Source organism: Streptomyces stelliscabiei, assembly GCF_014873495.1.
Classification (GTDB): Bacteria; Actinomycetota; Actinomycetes; order Streptomycetales; family Streptomycetaceae; genus Streptomyces; species Streptomyces bottropensis.
This window is the reverse complement of record NZ_JADBGF010000001.1, coordinates 2,192,886-2,212,532: the sequence shown is the minus strand read 5'-3', so window position 1 is coordinate 2,212,532 and position 19,647 is coordinate 2,192,886. Positions and strand designations below refer to the sequence as shown.

Genomic DNA, 19,647 nt, shown 5'->3' with positions numbered 1-19,647 from the left:
CTGTCGCGAGGGTGATTTCAGGCGGTTGCTGAATATGACACAGCGATGATCCGGTCGGACTAAGCTCGCCCGCAGCGCACCGAGTTGAGATGTATTCGGGCGCTTGTTCCAAAAAATACCGAAGATCCAGTTTGACTCGCGGATGAACCCGAGCAACCTCCGGCAACTCCCCGCAAGTCACCCGACCATCAGCCGAACCGTCTTTAGAGGGCATACATGGTGAGTGTTCAATCGCCTCCCGGTGGCCGTGAACTTCCCTACGCGCGCTTGCTGCCGCTACCGGCGATACTGATGGCCGCGGCGACCGGAACCACCGTCTCCCTGGTGACGGGGCCGGTCCGGCTCGCCGTCGGCTCGTGCGGGGCCGTCGCGACGCTCCTGCTGATCGGGGTCGCCGCCCTCGCGGTGCGCGGCGGCCGTCGTACGGTCCGGGAACTGGGCGCCGAACACCAGCGGCGGACCGTCCTGCTCGAACAGCGCATCGCCGCCCACGACCAGGAATTCACCCGGTTGGGCAAGGAGATCCTGCCCGCCGCGCTGTACCGGCTGCGCGGCGGAGAATCCCCCTCAGAGGTGATTCGTCATGTCGTCGACGGTGACACCGAGTGGCGCGAACTTCCCGCCTCCCAGCGAGACTTGCTGCGCACCCTCCTGACCATCGTCGACCGCGAGGAAGCACTGCGCGACTCCTCGCAGCGGTCCTTCGTCAGCATCGCCCGCCGCGTCCAGGCCATCGTCCACCAGCAGAACAACGAACTCCGCGAGATGGAGGAGGACCACGGGCGCAACCCCGAGGTCTTCGACGACCTGCTGCGCATCGACCACGGCACCGCCCTGATCGGCCGCCTCGCCGACTCCATCGCCGTCCTCGGCGGCGGCCGCCCCGGCCGCGTCTGGTCCCGGCCCGTCCCGCTGTACAGCGTGCTGCGCGGCGCCATGTCCCGCATCCTGGAGTACCGCCGCATCGAGCTCGACTCGATCGCCAAGGTCAACGTCGACGGCGTCGGCGTCGAGCCCGTCATCCACGCCTGCGCCGAACTCCTCGACAACGCCACCCGCTACTCGCCGCCCCACACCAAGGTGCACGTCACCGCGGTGGAGGTGCAGACCGGCATCGCCATCGAGATCGAGGACGGCGGGATCAGCCTCAGCGAGGAGACCCGCGCCAAGGTCGAGGACATGCTCGCCAAGGCCCAGCAGGGCGTCGACATGCAGGAGATGGGCGACACCCCGCGCCTCGGCCTCGCCGTCGTGGGCCGGCTGTCGACCATGTACAACATGCAGATCTCGCTGCGGTCCTCCGCCTACGGCGGCGTCCGCGCCGTCGTCGTCGTACCGCGCGACCTGCTCACCGAGGAGCCCGCCCCCGGCCTCGCCCACGGCATCGGCGCCGGCGCCGTGACGACCATGGACATCGACGGCGTCGAGGGCCCCAACCGCAAGGCCAAGCGCCGCCGTCCGACCACCGGGCCGCGGATCCCGAGCTCCGCGGAGGACATGGGCGAGGACAGGGAGGACGACGTCCCCGTCGTCACCGAGTGGACGGCCAACGGCCTGCCGCAGCGCCGCAGCCGGAGCAAGATCCCGCTCAGCCAGCGCTACGCCGAGGCCGCCGCCGCGGAGGCCGCCGCCGAGGCCGCCATGGCCGCCGCCCCCGTGTGGCAGGAGTCCGCGCCGCAGAAGGAGCAGCCCCCGCCCGGTATGTGGGTCGAGGCGTTCATGGCCGGGCTCAAGGGCGACCCCGACCCGAACGCGTTTCGGAACCCGGACGACCCGACGGCGTCCACCGCACTCATCGCGAACACCGAGCCGGCCCGCACCGAGGCCGACGACGAGGGGGACCTCAAGTGATCCAGCAACGGGCCAATTTCGACTGGCTGCTGAAGGATCTGGCCGACGGCGTGCCCGGCATCCAGCAGATCGTCGTGCTCTCCGCCGACGGCCTGCGGATCGCCCGCCACGGCGGCGACCCGGACGCCGCCGACCGCGTCGCCGCGGCCTGCGCGGGACTGCAGAGCCTGGCCGGTGCCATGGCCGGTGAGATCCCGCAGAGCGACGGCCACATGCGGATGGTCATCATCGAGATCAACGGCGGCTACTTCTACATGATGGCCGCCGGCTCCAACGCCTATCTCGCGGTCCTCGCCAACGAGGTCGCCGAACCCGGCCTGATGAGCAACCGCATGCGCGACCTCGTCGACCGCATCGGCTCCCACCTCACCAGTCCGCCCCGGCGGAACGGGCACACCGTATGACGCCTCCGCGTCGCCAGCGGCGCCAGCCCCAGCACGAACCGCTCCCCCCGCCGCCGGCCGAGGACGCTCCCACGAGCGGAACGGGGGAGCGCCGGCAACCCGAGCGGCTCTACATCCTCACCGGCGAGGACGGCGAGCGAGCCCCGATCGACCTCGTCACGTTGATCGTGGCGCGCGCCGATCCGCCGCCGTCCGCGGCTCCGGAGCAGTCCGCGCTGCTGCGGATCTGCCAGGCACCCCTGTCCGTGGCCGAGATCTCGGCCTACCTCAACCTGCCGATCAGCGTGGTGACCGTCCTGCTCACCGAGCTGCTGACGGCCGAACTGGTACAGGCACGCGCACCGGTCGTCCGGCAGGCGCGGGCGGACCGTTCCCTCCTCGAAGCGGTGATGCATGGACTTCAAAAGCTCTGACACCATCACGGGTCCACGGACCGAGGACCATCTGCCGCTCACCGCGCAGGCCGCGGCGAAGATCGTGATCGTGGGCGGTTTCGGTGTCGGCAAGACGACCATGGTGGGGTCCGTCAGCGAGATCAGGCCGCTGACGACCGAGGAGACCATGACGCAGGCCGGTATCGGGGTCGACGACAACTTCGGCTCCAAGTCCAAGACGGCCACCACCGTGGCCATGGACTTCGGCCGCATCAGCATCACCGACGAGCTGGTGCTCTATCTGTTCGGCACCCCCGGCCAGGAGCGCTTCTGGTTCCTGTGGAACGGCCTGTTCGAGGGCGCTCTGGGCGCGGTCGTCCTGGTCGACACCCGCCGGCTGGAGGTCAGCTTCGACGTCATGGACCGCCTGGAGGAACGCGGTGTGCCCTTCGTCGTGGCGGTCAACGACTTCCCGGACGGACCCCGCTACGCCGTCGACGAACTGCGCCAGGCCCTCGACCTGGCCCGGGAGATCCCGATCGTCCGCTGCGACGCACGCCGCCGGGCGTCCAGCCGGGACGTCCTGATGACCCTCATGACCTTCCTGCACTCCCTGGCGATGTCGGGGGCGTCGGCGGCATCGGGTACGACGCCGGGGGCGGCGCCGGGGGCGGCGTCGGCATGACCCGCGCGCGTGCCGTGCACGCCCCGTACGACCCTTACGTCCCCAGTGACCTTCCAGACACAGACACAGACACCGGATCCACCTCAGTTCGGAGCGATCACCGTGACGCCTGAATCAAACTCCCTGACCGGCACGGACGACCCCACGCTCGGGCCGCCCCCCGGTTGCCCCGCCCACGGCATGGGCCCCGGCGGACTCCGCCGCCTGTACGGTCCCGAGGCGGAGGACCTGGGAGCCGTGTACGAGAAGCTCCGGGCGGAGCACGGCTCGGTTGCGCCGGCCCTTCTCCATGACGATGTACCGATCTGGGTGGTGCTCGGGCATGGGGAGAACATGCACATGGTGAGTACACCGTCGCACTTCTGCAAGGACAACAGGCTGTGGGCTCCCATGCGGGAGGGCACGATCAAGCCGGACCACCCGCTCATGCCGCACTTCGCCTGGCAGCCCATCTGCGCCCACGCCGAGGGCGACGAGCATCTGCGGCTGCGCGGCGCGGTCACCGGCGCCATGTCGACCATCGACCACCGGGGCATCCGCCGTTACATCAACCGTGCGACCCAGCACCTCGTCAACAAGTTCTGCGAGGACGGCAGGGCCGACCTGGTCGGTCAGTTCGCCGAGCACCTGCCGATGGCGGTGATGTGCGAGATCCTCGGCATGCCCGACGAGTACGACGACCGGATGGTGCATGCCGCCCGTGACTGCCTGAAGGGCAGCGAGACCGCGCTCGTCAGCCACGCCTATGTCATGGACGCCCTCGACCGGCTCACCGCCCGCCGCCGTGCCCAACCGCAGGAGGACTTCACCAGCCACCTCATCACCCACCCGGCAGGGCTCAGCGACGACGAGGTCAGGGAACACCTGCGCGTGGTGCTCCTCGCCGCCTACGAGGCCACCGCCAACCTCCTCGCCAACGTGCTGCGCGTGGTGCTCACCGACCCCGGCTTCCGCGCGCAGCTGAAGGGCGGTCAGATGACCGTGCCCGAGGCGGTCGAGCAGTCCCTGTGGGACGAACCGCCGTTCAGCACCGTCTTCGCCTACTTCGCCAAGCAGGAGACCGAGCTGGGTGGTCAGCGCATCCGCAAGGGCGACGGACTCCTCCTCGGCATCGCACCGGGCAACGTCGACCCCCGCGTCCGTCCCGACCTCAAGGCCAACATGCAGGGCAACCGCTCGCACCTCGCCTTCAGCGGCGGCCCCCATGAGTGCCCGGGCCAGGACATCGGCCGCGCCATCGCCGACGTCGGCGTCGACGCGTTGCTCACACGGGTCCCGGACGTCCAGCTCGCCTGCCCGGAGCACGAGTTGCGGTGGCGGGAGTCCATCTCCAACCGCCACCTGGTGGAGTTGCCGGTGACATTCGCGCCGCGGCCCCCGCAGGACGTCATGCAGAGGCCGGCCGTCAATCCGGTGCCTCCGAAGCCACCGCAGCAGCGGAGGGATGCCCCGCGGCAGCAGGCGGAGGCCGTCTCGCCCGACACCGCGGCCCCGGCAGTCGACTCCGTGCCACAGAACGAACCGGCCCGTAGGCCAGGCCTGCTCCGTCGTGTCCTGCGCTGGTTCGCAGGAAACTGAGCCGAGGGGACACCCGGTCTACGTGGCCCATGCCTCGTAGGAGGACCAGGCCTGCAGCACGCGCGGGCTGACGAACCGGTGCTCGCACCCGGTGACCGGGTCGGTGAACTCCAAGCTCCGCGCCAGCAGTTGGAGCGGTCGCCGGAAGTCGCCGGTCGGTACGGGTGGGGCGACCACCGGATAGAGGGGATCGCCGAGGATCGGCACCCCCAACGCGCTCATGTGCACCCGCAGTTGATGGGTCTGCCCGGTACTCGGCACCAGCCGGTACCGGGCACGCCCGTTCCGGCGCTCCAGCAACTCGACCCGGCTGACGGCATTCGGCTCACCCTCGATCTCGTACGCCGCCATGACCCCCCGCTCCTTGACGATCCGGCTGCGCACGGTGCGGGGCAGGACGAGCGCCGGGTCGTACGGTGCGACCGCCTCGTACTCCTTCCTCACCCTCCTGTCCCGGAACAGCGATTGATACGCGCCGCGTTCCGTGGGCCGCACCGTGAAGAGCACCACCCCGGCGGTGAGCCGGTCCAGCCGGTGCGCCGCGCCGAGCGTCGGGACGCCCAACTCCCTGCGCAGCCGGGCCAGCGCCGTCTCGGCCACATGGCTGCCCCGCGGGGTGGTGGCGAGGAAGTGCGGCTTGTCGGCCACCACCACGTGTTCGTCCCGGTACAGGACGCCGATCTCGAACGGCACACGCTCCTCGTGGGGCAGTTCCCGGTGGAACCACACGAACATTCCCGGCACGTACACCATGTCCCGCGGCACCGGACGCCCGGCGACGTCCACGATCGACCCCGCGTCCAGCATCGCGTCGATCACCTCGGCCCCGGCCGAGAGGCGCGCCACGAGATGATCCCGTACGGTCGCCCACTGGTCACCGTCCGGCAACCGCACCCGCACCGCGTCCACCCCGTTGCGCTGCGGCAGGGGAGAGGGCGGCGGAGGGGTACGGCGTCTCATCACGATCAAGGATACGAGCGGCCGTGGCCGACCCGGCACGTCCGTTCAGGCAAGGAGCCGCGTGCTCCGGGGATCCTGCCGCTCGCCCGGGTGGAGACGGTGAGGCTGCTCGGCGTCATGGGTGTGGGAGGGAGCGGGGGACCCCGCGAGCCGGATTCGATTCGCCGCGGTGAACGCGTCGTCGAGCCATTCGTCCGTCGGCACCGTGCCGAAGAGCCGCTCGAGCTCGCGGACCATCGGTGGGGCCAGGGGGAAGCGCCTCCCCTGGCGGCGCTCTTGGTAGCGGTCCTGGATCTGCACGAAGAGGAATCCGCTGCGGCCGAAGTGGACCAGTGGTTCGGGCGCACCCGTGAAGACCAGATCGTCGATGAGGTCGAGGTAGATCGACCGGTAGCTCGCCTTCCGCTCCTCCGCCCGGTGTTTGCTCGACGTCGGCTGGTGGTCGTCCGCCGAGTAGATGCCGAGCGTGGACTTGCACAGATCCATGGAGAGGCAGTCGCAGATCGCGCTGTCCATGAGCCAGGGGAAGGACACGGGCCCCGTCGCGCTGTTGCGGGCCACCATGATGGCGGTCCCGTACGCGTTTCCGGTGTTGCCCCGAAACATGACCCCGTCCCACATGTTCGGCGAGTCGTTCAGCGCGTCCTGGAGCCCGACGTGTTCGTCCCCCGGTCGGAAGTCCATCTTCTCCGCGTACTGGACGATGGCCTGCCGGACCAGCGACAGCAGCGCGTGCACCGCGTCGCGCCCCCAACCGGCCTCGTCCATGGCCCGTATCAGGTCGGGCACGGATCGTCCGTACATGCGAAAGCGGCCGCAGACAAGATCGAGCGGAGGTATGCAGATGTCGTCGATGATCGTGGCGAAGGCTATGTAGTGGAGCCCCAGTGGGTCCGCACCGAAGCGCTCACCGCACCAACAGGCCATCCACTGGACGGTGTCCCGGCAGGCGCGCGACACCGTGTCCGAGGCCTTGGCGTCATGTTTCTTCGTCCAGTCGGCATAGTGCTCGGGAGTCCTGCCGCCTCGTCCCCGCACCGCGTCCCACCGCTCCGTGACCTTCTCCAGCAGCGGCCAGACATTCACTTCGTGGCTCTGGGCGACCGGGCCGGCGTAGCCGTGGTCACCCATGACGGCGTACAGGTGGGCGGTCTGTTTGTTGTATCGGGACCGTGTGGTCGCGGGACGGACGGTTTCCGCCGGTTTCCGCGGGTAGTGCAGGAACGAGCAGGACGTACCGCGATCACAAGTCGATCCGCACCAGAGTTCGTGCGACCGGTGAAGCAGTTCCTGGATTCCCCTCGTGCCTGACAGTTCCTCAAGAGCCTCTTGTGCAGAGCCCTTCCAAGCAAGCATGTCCGGGGTGACCGTCGAGACCTCAACGCCACTTTTTGCCATAGCCCGAGCCTCCGCAAGAAGTCCCCACTTCTGGCTGCAATCCCAGCGTGCGGGCGACTGCCGCTCGCCGTGAAGGGGCGTACGGCGAGCGTACTGCGGCACATAAGGGGCGCATTTGGTTGAAAATTTGTCATGAATGATACCCAGGTTGGCTGGAGTTGTCCCCTGCTTGGATCGCGACTGTTCGGGTGTCAGGGGCGGCCCGGCGGTACCGGAGCGGTCTTCCCGGCGGAACGACCCCGGCGGGTGCGGGTCAGGTGGTACAGGAGGCCGGTGATCACCGTGGTGAGGAGGAACAGGAGGGTGAACCACTGGAAGTACCAGTGGCCGCCCGCGGGGTCGTAGACCTCCGCGCGGGGCCAGGCCAGGTTGACGGTCATGAAGAGGCCGTAGAGGAGGGCGAGGGCGTTGACGGGGATGCCCCAGCGGCCCAGGGAGAAGAGGGGCGCGCCGGTCTCGTCCACGCCGGTGGAGGGGAAGGTGCCCTTCAGACGGCGGACCAGGAGCGGGCCGGTGACCATCGCGTACGCCAGGTACAGCATCACGATGCAGGTGGTGCCGATCGCCAGGAACGCCTCCGGCGAGGCGAAGTTGAGGAGCAGCAGGGCCCCCGCGAGGACGCCGACGACGAGGGCGGGGGCGGTCGGCATGCCCGTGCGCGGGTTGACGTCGGCGAGCCGCGCGGCGAACGGGAGCCGGCCGTCGCGGGCCATCGAGAACAGCATGCGGCTGGCCGACGTCTGGATCGCCAGCGTGGCCACGGCGATCGCCACCACCACGTCGGCGAGCAGGAAGCGGCCCACTCCGTCGCCGAGGCTGCTGGTCAGGACGTAGCTGAGACCGTCCACGCCCAGCCGGCCGTCGGTGAGGCTGGGCGCGGCGAGCAGACCGGCCAGGACCAGCAGACCGCCGAGCAGACCGGCCGCGCCGAGTGCCGTCAGGATCGTGCGGGGCGCGACGCGGCGCGGGTGATGGGTCTCCTCGCTCATCTCGCCCGCGCTGTCGAAGCCGATCATCACGTACGCCGCCATGAACGAGCCCACCAGCAGGGCGCCGAGGAGGTCGGTGCTGCCCTCGGCCGTGTGGAAGGTGATGCCGGGGGAGCGCTCGGAGTGGGTGAGCAGGAGGACGACGATCAGGATCGCGCCGATGATCTCCGCGGTCACGCCGACCCGGTTGACCCAGGACAGCACCCGGTTGTCGAGGACGTTCACGAACGTGGTGAGGGCCAGCAGGATCACCCCCAGGACGGCCGCGTTCGCCGCGCCCGTCGCCGTGGTGGGTGCCGGGTCGCCGCCCACGATCTGGAAGCCCGACCAGATCGCGGGCATCACCATCTGCAGCGCGAGCGCGGCCGCCGCGACCACCACGATCTGCCCGATCACCATGATCCAGCCGGCGAACCAGCCGAACGTCGGGTTGGACAGCCGGGACGACCACTGGTAGATCGCGCCCGATATCGGGTAGCGCGCGGCCAGTTCCGCGAAGCACGCGGCCACCAGCAGCTGACCGATCAGCACCGCCGGCCAGGTCCAGAAGAAGACCGGGCCGCCGAAGGCGTATCCGAAGGCGAAGAACTGGAAGACGGTCGTGAGGACCGAGATGAAGGAGAAACCGGCGGCGAACGAGGCGTACCTGCTCAGGCTGCGGTGCAGTTCCTGGGGGTAGCCGAACTCGTTCAGCGAACCGTCGTCGGGGGAGTGGGATGGCTCCGGACGTACATCGGGGGCGGTGCTCGTCATGGCGGCAACCTGCTTTCGCACAAGCGGCGCGAGCGTTCGCGCCCGAGCGGCGCGAATTCCTGTCGGGCGACAGAAATTAGGGGAGGCCTGTGTCGCGCGTGTCACGCGACCGTGTCCGGGGCGAGCCCAAATCCTCACGTTCGTGCCGGGAGCGCGGACCTCGCCGTCGGAGGCGCCGGCACCGTCGTGCGAGGATCCCCGGATGGATGACGTGTCGCCCTCCCACCGGCTCCTCGCGGGCGCGCCCGAGTCACCCGTGCTGCTGCACGTGCCGCACGGTTCACGGGCGATCCCGGCCGCCGTCCGGGCCGACATCGTGCTCGACGACGCCGCGCTGGAGCGGGAGTTGGACCACATCACCGACGCGCACACGGACCGGATCGCCGAGCGGGCGGCCGAGCGGGCGGTCTCGCGCCCCTGGAGGTTCGTCAACGGGCTGTCCCGGCTCGTGGTCGACCCCGAGCGCTTCCCGGACGAGCGGGAGGAGATGCTGGCGGTGGGCATGGGGGCCGTCTACACGCGGACCACGCACCGCGAGGCCCTGCGCGATGCCGGGTACGACGGTCAGCCGCTCGTCGACCGCTACTTCCGTCCCTACGCCGACGCCATGACCGATGCCGTGACCGCTCGGCTGGAGGCCGTGGGCCGGGCGGTGATCATCGATGTCCATTCGTATCCGAGCGAGCCGCTGCCCTACGAGCTGCACGGCGGCGGTCCCCGCCCGCCCGTCTGTCTGGGCACCGACCCCTTCCACACCCCGGCGGACCTGCTGGCCGCCGCCGAGGACGCGTTCGCCGGCTTCGGCGGCACGGGCGCCGACAGCCCGTTCGTCGGCACGTACGTCCCGCTGAAGTACTACGGGCAGGACCCCCGGGTGACCGCCCTGATGATCGAGATCCGCCGGGACGTGTACATGGCCGAGCCGGGCGGGGCGGCGGGGCCGGGGGCGGTGGCGCTCGCGGACGCGCTGGCCCGGCTGGTGGACGCAGTCACGACCGTCTGAAGGTCGAAGTAGTACGTGTCGCCGTCGTAGTGGGTCAGGCGGAACGTCATGGGCTTCGGGCCGAGGCGCATGGTCAGGTCACCGCCGGTCTCGGTGACCGTGAGGGGGCCGTGGTACGGGTTGGCGTACGTGCCGGTGTAGGTGGAGTCGGAGCGGGGGGCGGAGGCATCGTCCGGGGGCTGGGCGTAGTCGATGGGGGAGCGCGGCGCGCCCGTCTCCTGCTCGTGGATCCCGGCGGCCAGCTCCAGCCGGTCCTCGGTCGGCTTGCCGTGCTGGGCCGTGGCGAAGAAGTCGAGGGCGACGGCGTCCGCGGGGCCGACGGGTTCGCCGTCGGTCAGCACGGCGATGCCGAGCTGTTCGCCGGGCAGCATCGTGACGTTCGTGTGCGCGCCGAGGGCGAACGCGCCGGTGTGGCTCAGACGTCGGCCGAGGTCGTCGTGGGAGACGTTCCAGCCGAGGCCGTAGAAGCCGGCGCGGCCCGCCGGCGCGGGGGGCTGGTGGGAGACGATCTCGGGGACGTGGGTGCGTTCGAGGGGGTCGGCGGCGATGATCCGGTCGCCGTCCAGTTCGCCGTTCGCGAGTTGGAGGCGCATCCAGCGGGAGAGGTCGCGGACGGTGGAACTCGCGCCGCCCGCCGGGGACTGGGCGTCGGGGTCCCGTACGTACCGCGCCTCCCAGGTGGCGTGGCTCCCGTCGGCGGTCCGGTCCGCGCGGACGTGCGAGGTGTGTTCATTCAACGGGTGATGCGGGCTTTGTCCTGTGGAGGTGGGGCCGGGGGGCCGGGGCGGGTCTGCGGGGCGGGCGCGGGTGGCGGGGACCGTACGGGGCAGGGCTTCCGCGCACTCGTACGGCGTCGCGTCGGCCGAGCGGGGAGGTCCCGCGCGGGTCGCATGGGCGCGGTTGTGGGCGCCTGGTGGTGAGGCACGTGGACCGAGCCGCCGATGTCTTGTGCGGCCACATCTGCCGAAGGTGCGGTCATGTAGGTCGAGGCCGCGGTCACATCCGCCGAAGGTGCGGTCACGTAGGCCGCAGCTGCGGTCACGTCGGCCACCGACACCGCTGCCGCGGGTGCGCGCAGCCGAGTCCGCGCCCTCGGGTCAGGGCGCGCGTCAGGCGGGTCGCCGGGCCCGTGGGGTCACGCCGTCGTCGGCGTGCCCTCCTGCTCCGCCTCCACGCGCGCGTTCCACTCCTTCTTCGACGCCTGCCAGCCGTCCTCGTCGTGGCCGAGGCGCCAGTAGCCGGAGATCGACAAGTCCTCGCGGGGGACGGCGAGTTCGACGCGGAGCAGGCGGCGCAGCTCCTTCACGAAGCCCGCCTCGCCATGGACGAAGGCGTGCATCCGGCCCTCGGGGAACCGCAGCGCGCGTACGGCCTCGACCAGGGCGGCGCCGACGGGGCGGTCGCCGCGGTGCAGCCAGACGACCTCCACATCGGAGTTGATCTTCTGCTCCTCCTCGGGACCGGCGACCTCGACGATCGCGTGGGCGCGGGCGCCGTCGGGAAGGGCCTCCAGGGACGCGCCGATCGCCGGCAAGGCGCTCTCGTCGCCGACGAGGAGATGCCAGTCGGCCTCCGGGTCGGGCGCGTAGGCGCCACCGGGGCCGAGGAAACGGATCAGCTCGCCCGGCCGGACACGGGTGGCCCAGGGGCCGGCGATGCCCTCGTCGCCGTGGAGCACGAAGTCGAGGGTCAGCTCGCCCAGTTCGCGGTCCCAGGCACGCACGGTGTACGTCCGGGTCACGGGCCACTGCTCCCGGGGGAACTCCGCGCGGATCCGCTCGATGTCGAACGGCTCCGGGTAGGTGACACCGTCGGGGCCGAACAGAAGCTTCACGTAGTGATCGGTGCTGCCGCGCGGGGAGAACTCGGCGAGGCCGTCGCCACCGAGTACGACGCGCTGCATGTGCGGGGTGAGCCGCTCGGTGCGCACGACTCGCGCGGAGTGGGGCTTCGGGGTCCTGCGTACCGGACGCTCTGCCATGACGGCCTCCCAAGTACCTGGCTAAGGCATACCTAAGTTATCATCTCCCCCTCGTTGACACCCCACGCCCGAGGCGTATGCGAGGACTTCACGATGTGAATCGCGCCTCAGCGTCCTCACCACCGGGTGTCACCCCGCCCTCCGGCGTGCGCCCCGCCTTCCGGCGTACACCTCACCCACCGGCGCACGCCCCGCCCATGGGACCTGCGCCTCACGCCTGCAGTGTCGTGAGCAGCCGTTGCAGCGATCCGCCGAGTCCCCAGCGTGCCGCGAGCGCCTCCAGCGCCGCCGGGTCCCGCGGTTCGCGCGGCAGGGCCGTGTCGACGTCCGGCAAGGGTACGTCCGCCGCCACGAGCACCACCTTGGGTGCGACCGCGACGTAGGGGCGCGCCTCGTCGAGCCTCTTGCGCTGCGAAGGCGTGAGCTTCGCCGTCGGGTCGTCGACCGCGGCCATGATCCCGGCCAGGTCGCCGAACTGGTCGAGCAGCTTGGCCGCCGTCTTCTCGCCGATGCCCGGCACGCCCGGCAGCCCGTCGCTCGGGTCGCCGCGCAGCAGAGCCAGATCCGCGTACCCGCGCCCGACCACCCCATACTTCTCGCGCAGCCACGCCTCGTCGGTCAGCTGCAGCGTGCCCACGCCCTTCAACGGGTACAGCACGCGCACCCCGCGCGCGTCGTCGACCAGCTGGTACAGGTCGCGGTCGCCGGTGACGATGTCGACCGGGTCCTTCGCGAGGGCGGTGAACGTGCCGATCACGTCGTCCGCCTCGTACCCGGCGACACCCACGCGCGCGATGCCGAGGGCGTCCAGGACCGCCTCGATCACCGGCACCTGGGGCGACAGGGTGTCCGGCACCTCCTCCTCGTCCGGCCCGGCCTCGCGCACCTCGGCGACGCGGTGGGCCTTGTAGGAGGGGATCAGGTCGACCCGCCACTGCGGCCGCCAGTCCGCGTCCATGCACGCCACCAGGTCCGTCGGCCGGTGGTCCTTGACCAGCCGGTCGACGAATTCGAGCAGTCCGCGCACGGCGTTCACCGGGGTGCCGTCCGGGGCCTTCACGGACTCCGGCACGCCGAAGTAGGCGCGGAAGTACAACGAGGCGGTGTCGAGAAGCATCAGGCGTCGGGTCACGCCCCGCATCATGCCGCACACCACCGACAGACGGCTCCCGACGCGATCGCCCACGCCGCCGGGGTCTGAAGGGTGTGAGCGCGCCGGTCGACTCCAAGGCCGAGCCCCGGGCGGACGGTTCGGTCGTGGGCAGGGACCCTCCGTCTCGCGGGGCCGGCCCGAACGGACGGCGGGGGTGCCGTACTGGCGTACGGGAAAGATCCGGACAACCCTCCAGGGGGTCCGACCACCCGGTTCGGCGTTCCTTCCGGCCAGGTGGGACGAGTCGCGCGCGGATCGCCAACTCCGTTCCGCGACCGGCGACTTCACGACCCGGGTGACGAGCGGGTGGCCGGGCGGGCCCTGTCGTGGCTGCGCGGGGCGACTTCGGCGGGCGCCGGACGCATGTCCGCGATCCGGTGACGGGGCGTGGCGCCGCTGCCACCGTGTGCGGTCGCCGCGGCCGGGACCCCCTTTCCGGGGCGTGCGAGAAGGCAGTGAAAACAGGGGCGGGACGGTGACGGCGCTGGCGCGAAGTGTGAGCATGGACCCTCGGCGGGTTCACGAGGATGTGACGGGCGCGTGAAACGGTTTGCCGAACATGCGTAGGGTGCAGAGAACTCCTCAGGAGAAGTGCTCCCGACGAGTGCCGGACGGGTGGCCATCCGTACCGGACCAGTAACCGCTCGCACGCCCACCCGTGGGCGTCCGTGAGTCGACCGACGAGCCGAGGAGGGAGCCGGAGCGATGGGCGACCACAAAGAACAGCCCCTTCGGGTGGGCGCGGCCGTCCGGCGGCGGCGCCGGGCACAGCAGCTCACCCTCGCCGCCGTGGCCGAGCGCAGCGGCCTGTCGGTCCCCTTCCTGAGCCAGGTCGAGAACGAGCGCGCCCGGCCCAGCAAGCCCTCCCTGGAACGCATCGCCGACGCCCTCGGCACCACCGCCGTCGAACTGCTCGCCGCGGCCGACCCGGCGTGCAGCGTCGATGTCGTACGGGCGGCCGACGAGGACGGTTTCACGCCCCCCGATTCCTGCTCGCGCTCCCTGGTGCGCGGTCACCACCAGTTGCACGCCATGGAGTTCACGGGCGACCACGACGAGGGCCGCGAGGTCCAGCACCGCAACGACGAGCTGATGTACGTCGTCGACGGCGCGGTCGAGGTCGAGGCCGAGGGCCGCGCCCACCGCCTCGGCCGCGGCGACACGCTGTACATGTCCGGTGGCGTACGGCATCGCTGGCGGGCCACCGAGCCGGAGACCCGGGTGATCGTGGTGGCCGTCGCGGACCACATCGAGGCCCTGGAAGACCGTCACCGCCGGGGCGCGTGACGCCGCCGTGCGCTCCGTGTCCCGTGTCGTCTCCCTGGTGCCGTCACTGACGGAGGCCGTCGCCGTCACACTGCCCGGCGTGCTGGTCGGCGCCACCGACTGGTGCGCCCACCCGGGTGATCTCGATGTCGTACGCGTCGGCGGCACCAAGAACCCCAAGACCGACGTCATCGCCCGCCTCGGCCCCGACCTCGTGATCGCCAACGAGGAGGAGAACCGCGAGCCCGATCTCGCCTCTCTGCGCGAGGCGGGTGTCGAGGTCCTCGTCACCGAGGTGCGGGACGTGCCGGGCGCCTTCACCGAACTGGACCGGGTCCTGCGCGCCTGCGGAGCCCGGTCCCGGCCGGGCTGGCTGGAGGAGGCGGAGTCGGCGTGGTCGGACCCGCCACAGGCCGTGGCCGGCCCCGGCCGTCGTACGACCGCCGTGGTGCCCGTCTGGCGCCGGCCCTGGATGGTCCTCGGCCGGGACACCTTCGCCGGTGACGTGCTCGCGCGGCTCGGCGTGGACCATCTGTTCGCCGGGCACGCGGAGCGTTACCCCCGGGTCCCCGTCGAGGAGCTGCGGGCCGCCGCGCCGGACGTCGTGGTCCTGCCCGACGAGCCGTACCGCTTCACCGCGGACGACGGGCCCGAGGCGTTCCCCGGGCTGCCGTGCGCCTTGGTGAGCGGGCGCCATCTCACCTGGTACGGGCCGTCGTTGGCCACGGCTCCGCGGGTGCTGGGCGAGGCGCTGCGAGCAGCGCGCCGCTGACCAGACCGCGCGCGGTGTGCGCGGCGGCCGTCGCCCAGGCCGCCAGCAGCAGCGCGAACAGCGCCACGGCGAGGGCGTCGAGGGTGACGAGCCCGGTGTGCCGGGCCAGCCCCTCCGCGCCGGTCGCGCACGTGCCCACCGGGAAGGTGAAGGCCCACCACGCCATCGAGAACCCCATGCCCCGTCGGCGGGCCCGCACGACCAGGGCCGCGGCGAGCGCGAGCCAGAGCAGTGCGAAGCCCATGACGGGCACGCCGTACAGGACGGCGAACGCGGTGAGGACGTGCGGGTACGGGGCCGGTACGGCGCCGGGGGCCGCGTCGGCGAGGTTGGCGACGGCGGTGGTCGACTGCCCGAGCGGCCCGAGGACCAGGAACAGGCTCGGCGTGAGGGCGAGCGGCAGCGGCCCGGAGGTGACCAGCCGGCCGAACACCAGCGGCAGGACGAGCAGCGTGGCCGACAGGCTCACGCCGAACAGGGCGAGACAGCCGAGCAGCAGCGTCTGCCGGGCCTGCCCGGGCGGCAGGTACGGGACCAGCAGCGGGCCCAGCGCGGCGGACACCATGGGTGCGACGAGGGGGAGGAGCAGGACGGGGGTGACGCCGTCCGGCTCGATCCGGTGCCGGACGATCATCAGGTACGGCACCACGACGGCGGCCACCAGGCCCGTGACCGTCCCGGCGCCGAAGAGCACGACGTCCAGCGCGACGGCCGCCCGGAGCCCGATCCAGTCCCGGCCGACGAGGAGGGCGCCGCCGCCGACGGCCAGCAGGGCCATGGACAGACAGCCGTGGAAGGGGGCCACGGCCGGGTCGAGCAGGTGGGCGCGGGCCTGGTCGCGGTGGTGGGTCCAGTGCAGGGCGCGGGCGCCGACCACGGTGACCAGGGCGAGGAGCGCGAGCGCCCAGAAGGCCGCGCAGACCGTCCGCCGGCCCGGGAGGTCCAGCGGGAGCCCGGCACCGGCCGCGGCCACGATCGCGGTGCCCATGACCGGGGCGTACCACTGGGGGCCGAGGTGGCGCAGGGCGGGGAGACGCGGGTGGGTGGCGGGGCGTGGCGTGCAGGGGGGAGTGGGGCGGGCTGCTCGGGGTGGGCGGACTGCGGTGGTCATGTGTCGAGCGTCGCGCCGCCGCGTGGGGCCCACCAGGGAGGCCGGTTGTATGGGGACATAAGCTGGGGTTATGAGTGAGAGCGAGGGGCGGGGCGGGCTGGCCCATCGGGTGCCGGATCTCGGGGCGCTCGAACTGCTGCTGGCCGTGGCCCGGCTGGGCTCGCTCGGGCGGGCGGCCCGGGAGCTGGGGATCACCCAGCCGGCCGCGAGCAGCCGGATCCGTTCCATGGAACGGCAACTGGGTGTCGCCCTGGTCGACCGGTCGCCGCGCGGGTCCCGGCTCACCGACGCGGGGGCGCTGGTCACGGACTGGGCCCGGCGGATCGTGGAGGCGGCCGAGGCGTTCGACGTGGGCGCGCAGGCGCTGCGGGACCGGCGCGACTCCCGGCTCCGGGTGGCGGCGAGCATGACCATCGCCGAGTATCTGCTGCCCGGCTGGCTCATCGCGCTGCGCGCCGCGCGTCCGGACACGGCCGTCTCGCTCCTCGCGGGCAACTCGACGGTCGTCGCGGAGCGGCTGCTCGCCGACGAGGCCGACCTGGGATTCGTCGAGGGGCCCACGGTGCCGGCCGGGCTGGACGCGGTCGTGATCGCGCACGACCATCTGATCGTCGTGACCGCGCCCGGCCATCCCTGGGCCCGTCGCCGCAAGCCCGTGGAGGCGGCCGAACTGGCCGCCACGCCGCTGATCCTCCGGGAGAAGGGGTCAGGGACGCGGCAGGTCCTGGAGGGCGCGCTCGGGCGCCTGGCCCGGCCCCTCATCGAGCTGTCCTCCACCACGGCGGTCAAGTCCTCCGCGCTGAGCGGTGCCGGGCCGGCCGTCCTGAGCGAGCTGGCCCTCGGCGAGGAGCTGTCCGCCCGCCGCCTGGTTCCCATCCCCGTCGACGGTGTGCGTCTGCGACGGGCCCTCCGGGCGGTCTGGCCCACCGGCCATCGGCCCGCGGGGCCGGCCCGGGACCTGCTGGGCCTGACGCGGGGGCCCGCGGCCGGCTGAGTCCGGCACTCCCTCGCCCCCGCCGCCCCTACCCGTCCCCTCCCCCAGGGGCTGCGCACCTTCGACCCCCATCCGCGGGTCCGGTGAGGCTCCTCGCGCCGTTCCCCGCGGCCCTGGAGGGACCCCGGCAACTCAGGCGACCCGGCAGGCCGATGCCTCCGTCAGGGCTTGCATCACTCGGGTGTCCTCGCCCATTTCGGGGTGCCACTGGACGCCGAGGGCCCAGGCGGGGTGGGGGAGTTCGATGGCCTCGATCGTGCCGTCGGAGGCGTGGGCCGAGGGGACGAGGCCGGTGCCGAGGCGGTCGACCGCCTGGTGGTGGTAGGTCGGGACGTCGGTCTCCTCGGCGTTGATGTCCGCGTACCGCGTGCCGGGTACGGGCTTGACGGGGTGGCGGCCGAAGACACCGACCTCGACGACGTGGTCGTCGAGGTGCTGGACGAGGGTGCCGCCGAGGGCGACGTTCAGCAGCTGCATGCCGCGGCAGATGCCGAGCAGGGGCGTGCCGGTGTCCAGAGCCGCCCGGATCAGGGCCAGCTCCCACGCGTCGCGCCGCGGCGCGGGCGGGCCGCAGCGCGGGGAGCGCTCGGCGCTGTAGAGGGCGGGGTCCACGTCGGGTCCGCCCGCGATGACCAGGCCGTCGAGCCGGGCGACCGCCCCGGCGGCGTACGCCGGATCGTCCGGCGGCAGCATCGCCGCGACACCGCCCGCCGCCTGTACGAGCCGGGGATAGCCGACCGGCAACAGGGCCGCCTCCAGCTCCCAGACGCCCCAGCGCGCGCCGGACTCCAGATACGTACTCACACCGATCAGCGGCCTGGTCACGTGTGCTCGCTCCCTGCTCATTGCTCGTCGAACCTGTGGAACCCCTGGAAACCGTGGCACCGCGCCGGTGCCACGGCGCGGTCAGTCCCGCGCCAACTCTGCCTCGGCGGCGGCCAGCGCGGCGAATTCCTCCTCCGGGGCCTTCGCCACCAGGTGCTTGCGGCTGTAGAGACCGAAGTACGCCGCCGCGACCGCGTACACGACGAGCGCGATGATCGCGGCCGTCACGTCCACCAGGAAGGTCGCCACCAGCGCCGAGCACGCGAGGACGAGGGCGACCGAGGACGTCAGTACACCGCCCGGCGTGCGGTACGGACGCTCCAGCTCGGGCTCCCGGCGGCGCAGGACGATGTGCGACAGCGACATCAGCGCGTAGCTGATCGTGGCGCCGAAGACGGCGATGTTCAGCATCCGGCCGCCGTCCCCGGTGGCGGTGGCCAGCGCGAAGCCGATCGTGCCCGGCACCAGCAGGCCCAGGTACGGGGCCTTGCGCTTGCTGGTGAGGGACAGGACCCGGGGGAGGTAGCCGGCCCGGGAGAGGGCGAACAGCTGCCGGGAGCCCGCGTAGATCAGGGAGAAGAACGAGGCGACGAGGCCGGCCAGACCGGCGTAGTTCACGAAACGGCTGAGCGCGGTGGCCTTGCCGTCCGGCTGCAGTGCCTCGACCAGCGGATTGCCGGCCGCCTGGATGGCGTTCGAGCCGCGCGCGCCGGCCGCGGCGAAGAAGGTGATCACCGCCAGCACCACGAGGACGCCCATCGACCAGCGGATCGCCTTCGGCAGCGCACGGGCCGGGTCCCTGGTCTCCTCGGCGGCCAGGGGCACGCCCTCGACGCCCAGGAAGAACCACATGCCGAACGGGAACGCCGCCCAGATGCCGAGCAGCCCCATGGGCAGCCACGAACTCGCGCCGAACGCGGAGGAGTCGACCGGGATGTCGTCGAGTGCGGAGACGCTGAAGTCGGGCAGCGCGCCCACGGCGAACACGATGAGGGCGAAGACCGCGAAGCCGGTGACGACGAAGCTGGCGATCAGTGCCTCGCCGACGCCCCACAGGTGGATGCCGATGAAGAGCGCGAAGCAGACCAGGTAGACCGGCCAGCTCGACGTCAGGCCGAACAGGCCCAGCGACTTCACGTATTCGCCGATGAAGATCACGATGGCGGCCGGGGCGAGCACGTACTCGATCAGGATCGCCGTGCCGGTCAGGAAGCCGCCCCACGGGCCGAGCGCCCGGCGTGCGAAGCCGTAGCCGCCGCCCGCCGTGGGCAGGATCGCCGAGAGCTCGGCGAGGGCGAAGACCATGCAGGCGTACATGGTGCCCATCAGCACCGTGGCGATCGCCAGACCGCCGAAGCCGCCCTCCGCCAGGCCGAGGTTCCAGCCGGAGAAGTCGCCGGAGACGACATAGGCGACGCCGAGGCCGGTCAGCAGTACCCAGCCGGCGCTGCCCCGGCGGAGCGTTCGGCGCTCCAGGTAGTCGTCCGCCGCGTCGGCGGTGTCGGTGGCTTTCAGGGCCATGGCGCACTCTCCCCACTCAAAGGAATGGA

Annotated in this window: 17 protein-coding genes and 1 pseudogene; 9 read left to right on the top strand and 9 right to left on the bottom strand. The window is 71.7% G+C overall.

All coding sequences use genetic code 11. From position 1 onward, the window contains the following. The first annotated feature begins 216 nt into the window (after positions 1–216). The 5 genes from H4687_RS09660 to H4687_RS09640 all read left to right on the top strand — a co-directional run bounded on the left by H4687_RS09660 (position 217) and on the right by H4687_RS09640 (position 4,892). On the top strand, positions 217–1,851 hold the full coding sequence (locus tag H4687_RS09660) for a sensor histidine kinase (protein WP_046918180.1): 1,635 nt from the start codon (positions 217–219) through the stop codon (positions 1,849–1,851). Further along, positions 1,848–2,255: a roadblock/LC7 domain-containing protein gene (locus H4687_RS09655; RefSeq protein ID WP_046918179.1), complete on the top strand. Its 408-nt coding sequence runs from the start codon at positions 1,848–1,850 to the stop codon at positions 2,253–2,255. Before H4687_RS09660 ends, H4687_RS09655 begins: the two co-directional genes overlap by 4 nt. Further along, positions 2,252–2,668, top strand: a complete 417-nt coding sequence (locus H4687_RS09650) for a DUF742 domain-containing protein (protein ID WP_046918178.1) — start codon at positions 2,252–2,254, stop codon at positions 2,666–2,668. Before H4687_RS09655 ends, H4687_RS09650 begins: the two co-directional genes overlap by 4 nt. Then, positions 2,649–3,314, top strand: coding sequence for a GTP-binding protein (locus H4687_RS09645; protein ID WP_046918177.1), 666 nt, complete (start codon positions 2,649–2,651; stop codon positions 3,312–3,314). The genes H4687_RS09650 and H4687_RS09645 overlap by 20 nt, the downstream gene beginning before the upstream one ends. A 102-nt stretch (positions 3,315–3,416) precedes the next feature. Next, positions 3,417–4,892 carry a cytochrome P450 gene (locus H4687_RS09640; protein ID WP_078907279.1) on the top strand — a complete coding sequence of 492 codons (1,476 nt, stop codon included), beginning with the start codon at positions 3,417–3,419 and terminating at the stop codon, positions 4,890–4,892. 18 nt (positions 4,893–4,910) lie between these two features. Here H4687_RS09640 and H4687_RS09635 read toward each other — a convergent pair whose 3' ends face one another. The 3 genes from H4687_RS09635 to H4687_RS09625 form a co-directional block, all read right to left on the bottom strand. Beyond that, positions 4,911–5,852 (bottom strand): RluA family pseudouridine synthase, encoded by a 942-nt coding sequence (locus H4687_RS09635; RefSeq protein ID WP_078907278.1) that lies wholly within the window; start codon positions 5,850–5,852, stop codon positions 4,911–4,913. Between the two features lie 45 nt (positions 5,853–5,897). Further along, a complete protein-coding gene (locus tag H4687_RS09630) occupies positions 5,898–6,983 on the bottom strand; it encodes a hypothetical protein (RefSeq protein WP_046918174.1) in 1,086 nt (361 codons plus the stop codon). A 458-nt stretch (positions 6,984–7,441) separates the two neighbouring features. Continuing rightward, positions 7,442–8,992 (bottom strand): amino acid permease, encoded by a 1,551-nt coding sequence (locus tag H4687_RS09625; RefSeq protein ID WP_046918173.1) that lies wholly within the window; start codon positions 8,990–8,992, stop codon positions 7,442–7,444. Positions 8,993–9,194: 202 nt separating this feature from the next. Between H4687_RS09625 and H4687_RS09620 the strand changes: the two genes are divergently transcribed. Next, positions 9,195–9,995, top strand: a complete 801-nt coding sequence (locus H4687_RS09620; RefSeq protein ID WP_050398514.1) for an N-formylglutamate amidohydrolase — start codon at positions 9,195–9,197, stop codon at positions 9,993–9,995. 53 nt (positions 9,996–10,048) lie between these two features. Here the strand turns inward: H4687_RS09620 and H4687_RS09615 are convergent. The 3 genes and pseudogenes from H4687_RS09615 to H4687_RS09605 all read right to left on the bottom strand — a co-directional run. Then, positions 10,049–10,825, bottom strand: a pseudogene (locus H4687_RS09615) (serine hydrolase); the annotation flags it as partial. Positions 10,826–11,130: 305 nt separating this feature from the next. Continuing rightward, on the bottom strand, positions 11,131–11,976 hold the full coding sequence (locus H4687_RS09610) for a siderophore-interacting protein (RefSeq protein WP_050398515.1): 846 nt from the start codon (positions 11,974–11,976) through the stop codon (positions 11,131–11,133). 211 nt (positions 11,977–12,187) lie between these two features. Beyond that, positions 12,188–13,117 carry a 5'-3' exonuclease gene (locus H4687_RS09605; RefSeq protein ID WP_179860314.1) on the bottom strand — a complete coding sequence of 310 codons (930 nt, stop codon included), beginning with the start codon at positions 13,115–13,117 and terminating at the stop codon, positions 12,188–12,190. A 717-nt stretch (positions 13,118–13,834) separates the two neighbouring features. Between H4687_RS09605 and H4687_RS09600 the strand changes: the two genes are divergently transcribed. Both H4687_RS09600 and H4687_RS09595 read left to right on the top strand, forming a co-directional pair. Further along, the gene (locus H4687_RS09600) at positions 13,835–14,416 is read left to right on the top strand and encodes a helix-turn-helix domain-containing protein (protein WP_046920096.1); all 582 of its coding nucleotides are present in this window, start codon (positions 13,835–13,837) and stop codon (positions 14,414–14,416) included. A gap of 7 nt (positions 14,417–14,423) precedes the next feature. Then, positions 14,424–15,167, top strand: a complete 744-nt coding sequence (locus H4687_RS09595) for a helical backbone metal receptor (protein ID WP_046920097.1) — start codon at positions 14,424–14,426, stop codon at positions 15,165–15,167. On the opposite strand, the gene H4687_RS09590 is transcribed toward H4687_RS09595, so the two are convergent. Further along, on the bottom strand, positions 15,094–16,278 hold the full coding sequence (locus H4687_RS09590) for a TDT family transporter (RefSeq protein WP_050398516.1): 1,185 nt from the start codon (positions 16,276–16,278) through the stop codon (positions 15,094–15,096). The genes H4687_RS09595 and H4687_RS09590 overlap by 74 nt on opposite strands. 70 nt (positions 16,279–16,348) lie before the next feature. Between H4687_RS09590 and H4687_RS09585 the strand changes: the two genes are divergently transcribed. Next, positions 16,349–17,272 carry a LysR family transcriptional regulator gene (locus H4687_RS09585; RefSeq protein WP_050398517.1) on the top strand — a complete coding sequence of 308 codons (924 nt, stop codon included), beginning with the start codon at positions 16,349–16,351 and terminating at the stop codon, positions 17,270–17,272. 132 nt (positions 17,273–17,404) lie between these two features. Here H4687_RS09585 and H4687_RS09580 read toward each other — a convergent pair whose 3' ends face one another. Both H4687_RS09580 and eat read right to left on the bottom strand, forming a co-directional pair. After that, positions 17,405–18,097 (bottom strand): gamma-glutamyl-gamma-aminobutyrate hydrolase family protein, encoded by a 693-nt coding sequence (locus H4687_RS09580; protein ID WP_050398518.1) that lies wholly within the window; start codon positions 18,095–18,097, stop codon positions 17,405–17,407. A gap of 81 nt (positions 18,098–18,178) precedes the next feature. Beyond that, positions 18,179–19,618, bottom strand: coding sequence for an ethanolamine permease (eat, locus tag H4687_RS09575; protein WP_046919499.1), 1,440 nt, complete (start codon positions 19,616–19,618; stop codon positions 18,179–18,181). Between the last annotated feature and the right edge of the window lie 29 nt (positions 19,619–19,647).

What these genes read in the sequence shown, in the direction of transcription:
- H4687_RS09635 (WP_078907278.1), bottom strand. Translation starts at nt 5,852, where the DNA reads ATGAGACGCCGTACCCCTCCGCCGCCCTCTCCCCTGCCGCAGCGCAAC.
- H4687_RS09600 (WP_046920096.1), top strand. Translation starts at nt 13,835, where the DNA reads ATGGGCGACCACAAAGAACAGCCCCTTCGGGTGGGCGCGGCCGTCCGG.
- H4687_RS09610 (WP_050398515.1), bottom strand. Translation starts at nt 11,976, where the DNA reads ATGGCAGAGCGTCCGGTACGCAGGACCCCGAAGCCCCACTCCGCGCGA.
- H4687_RS09620 (WP_050398514.1), top strand. Translation starts at nt 9,195, where the DNA reads ATGGATGACGTGTCGCCCTCCCACCGGCTCCTCGCGGGCGCGCCCGAG.
- H4687_RS09630 (WP_046918174.1), bottom strand. Translation starts at nt 6,983, where the DNA reads ATGGGTGACCACGGCTACGCCGGCCCGGTCGCCCAGAGCCACGAAGTG.
- H4687_RS09605 (WP_179860314.1), bottom strand. Translation starts at nt 13,117, where the DNA reads ATGCGGGGCGTGACCCGACGCCTGATGCTTCTCGACACCGCCTCGTTG.
- H4687_RS09645 (WP_046918177.1), top strand. Translation starts at nt 2,649, where the DNA reads ATGGACTTCAAAAGCTCTGACACCATCACGGGTCCACGGACCGAGGAC.
- H4687_RS09585 (WP_050398517.1), top strand. Translation starts at nt 16,349, where the DNA reads ATGAGTGAGAGCGAGGGGCGGGGCGGGCTGGCCCATCGGGTGCCGGAT.
- H4687_RS09660 (WP_046918180.1), top strand. Translation starts at nt 217, where the DNA reads ATGGTGAGTGTTCAATCGCCTCCCGGTGGCCGTGAACTTCCCTACGCG.
- H4687_RS09590 (WP_050398516.1), bottom strand. Translation starts at nt 16,278, where the DNA reads ATGACCACCGCAGTCCGCCCACCCCGAGCAGCCCGCCCCACTCCCCCC.
- eat (WP_046919499.1), bottom strand. Translation starts at nt 19,618, where the DNA reads ATGGCCCTGAAAGCCACCGACACCGCCGACGCGGCGGACGACTACCTG.
- H4687_RS09625 (WP_046918173.1), bottom strand. Translation starts at nt 8,992, where the DNA reads ATGACGAGCACCGCCCCCGATGTACGTCCGGAGCCATCCCACTCCCCC.
- H4687_RS09650 (WP_046918178.1), top strand. Translation starts at nt 2,252, where the DNA reads ATGACGCCTCCGCGTCGCCAGCGGCGCCAGCCCCAGCACGAACCGCTC.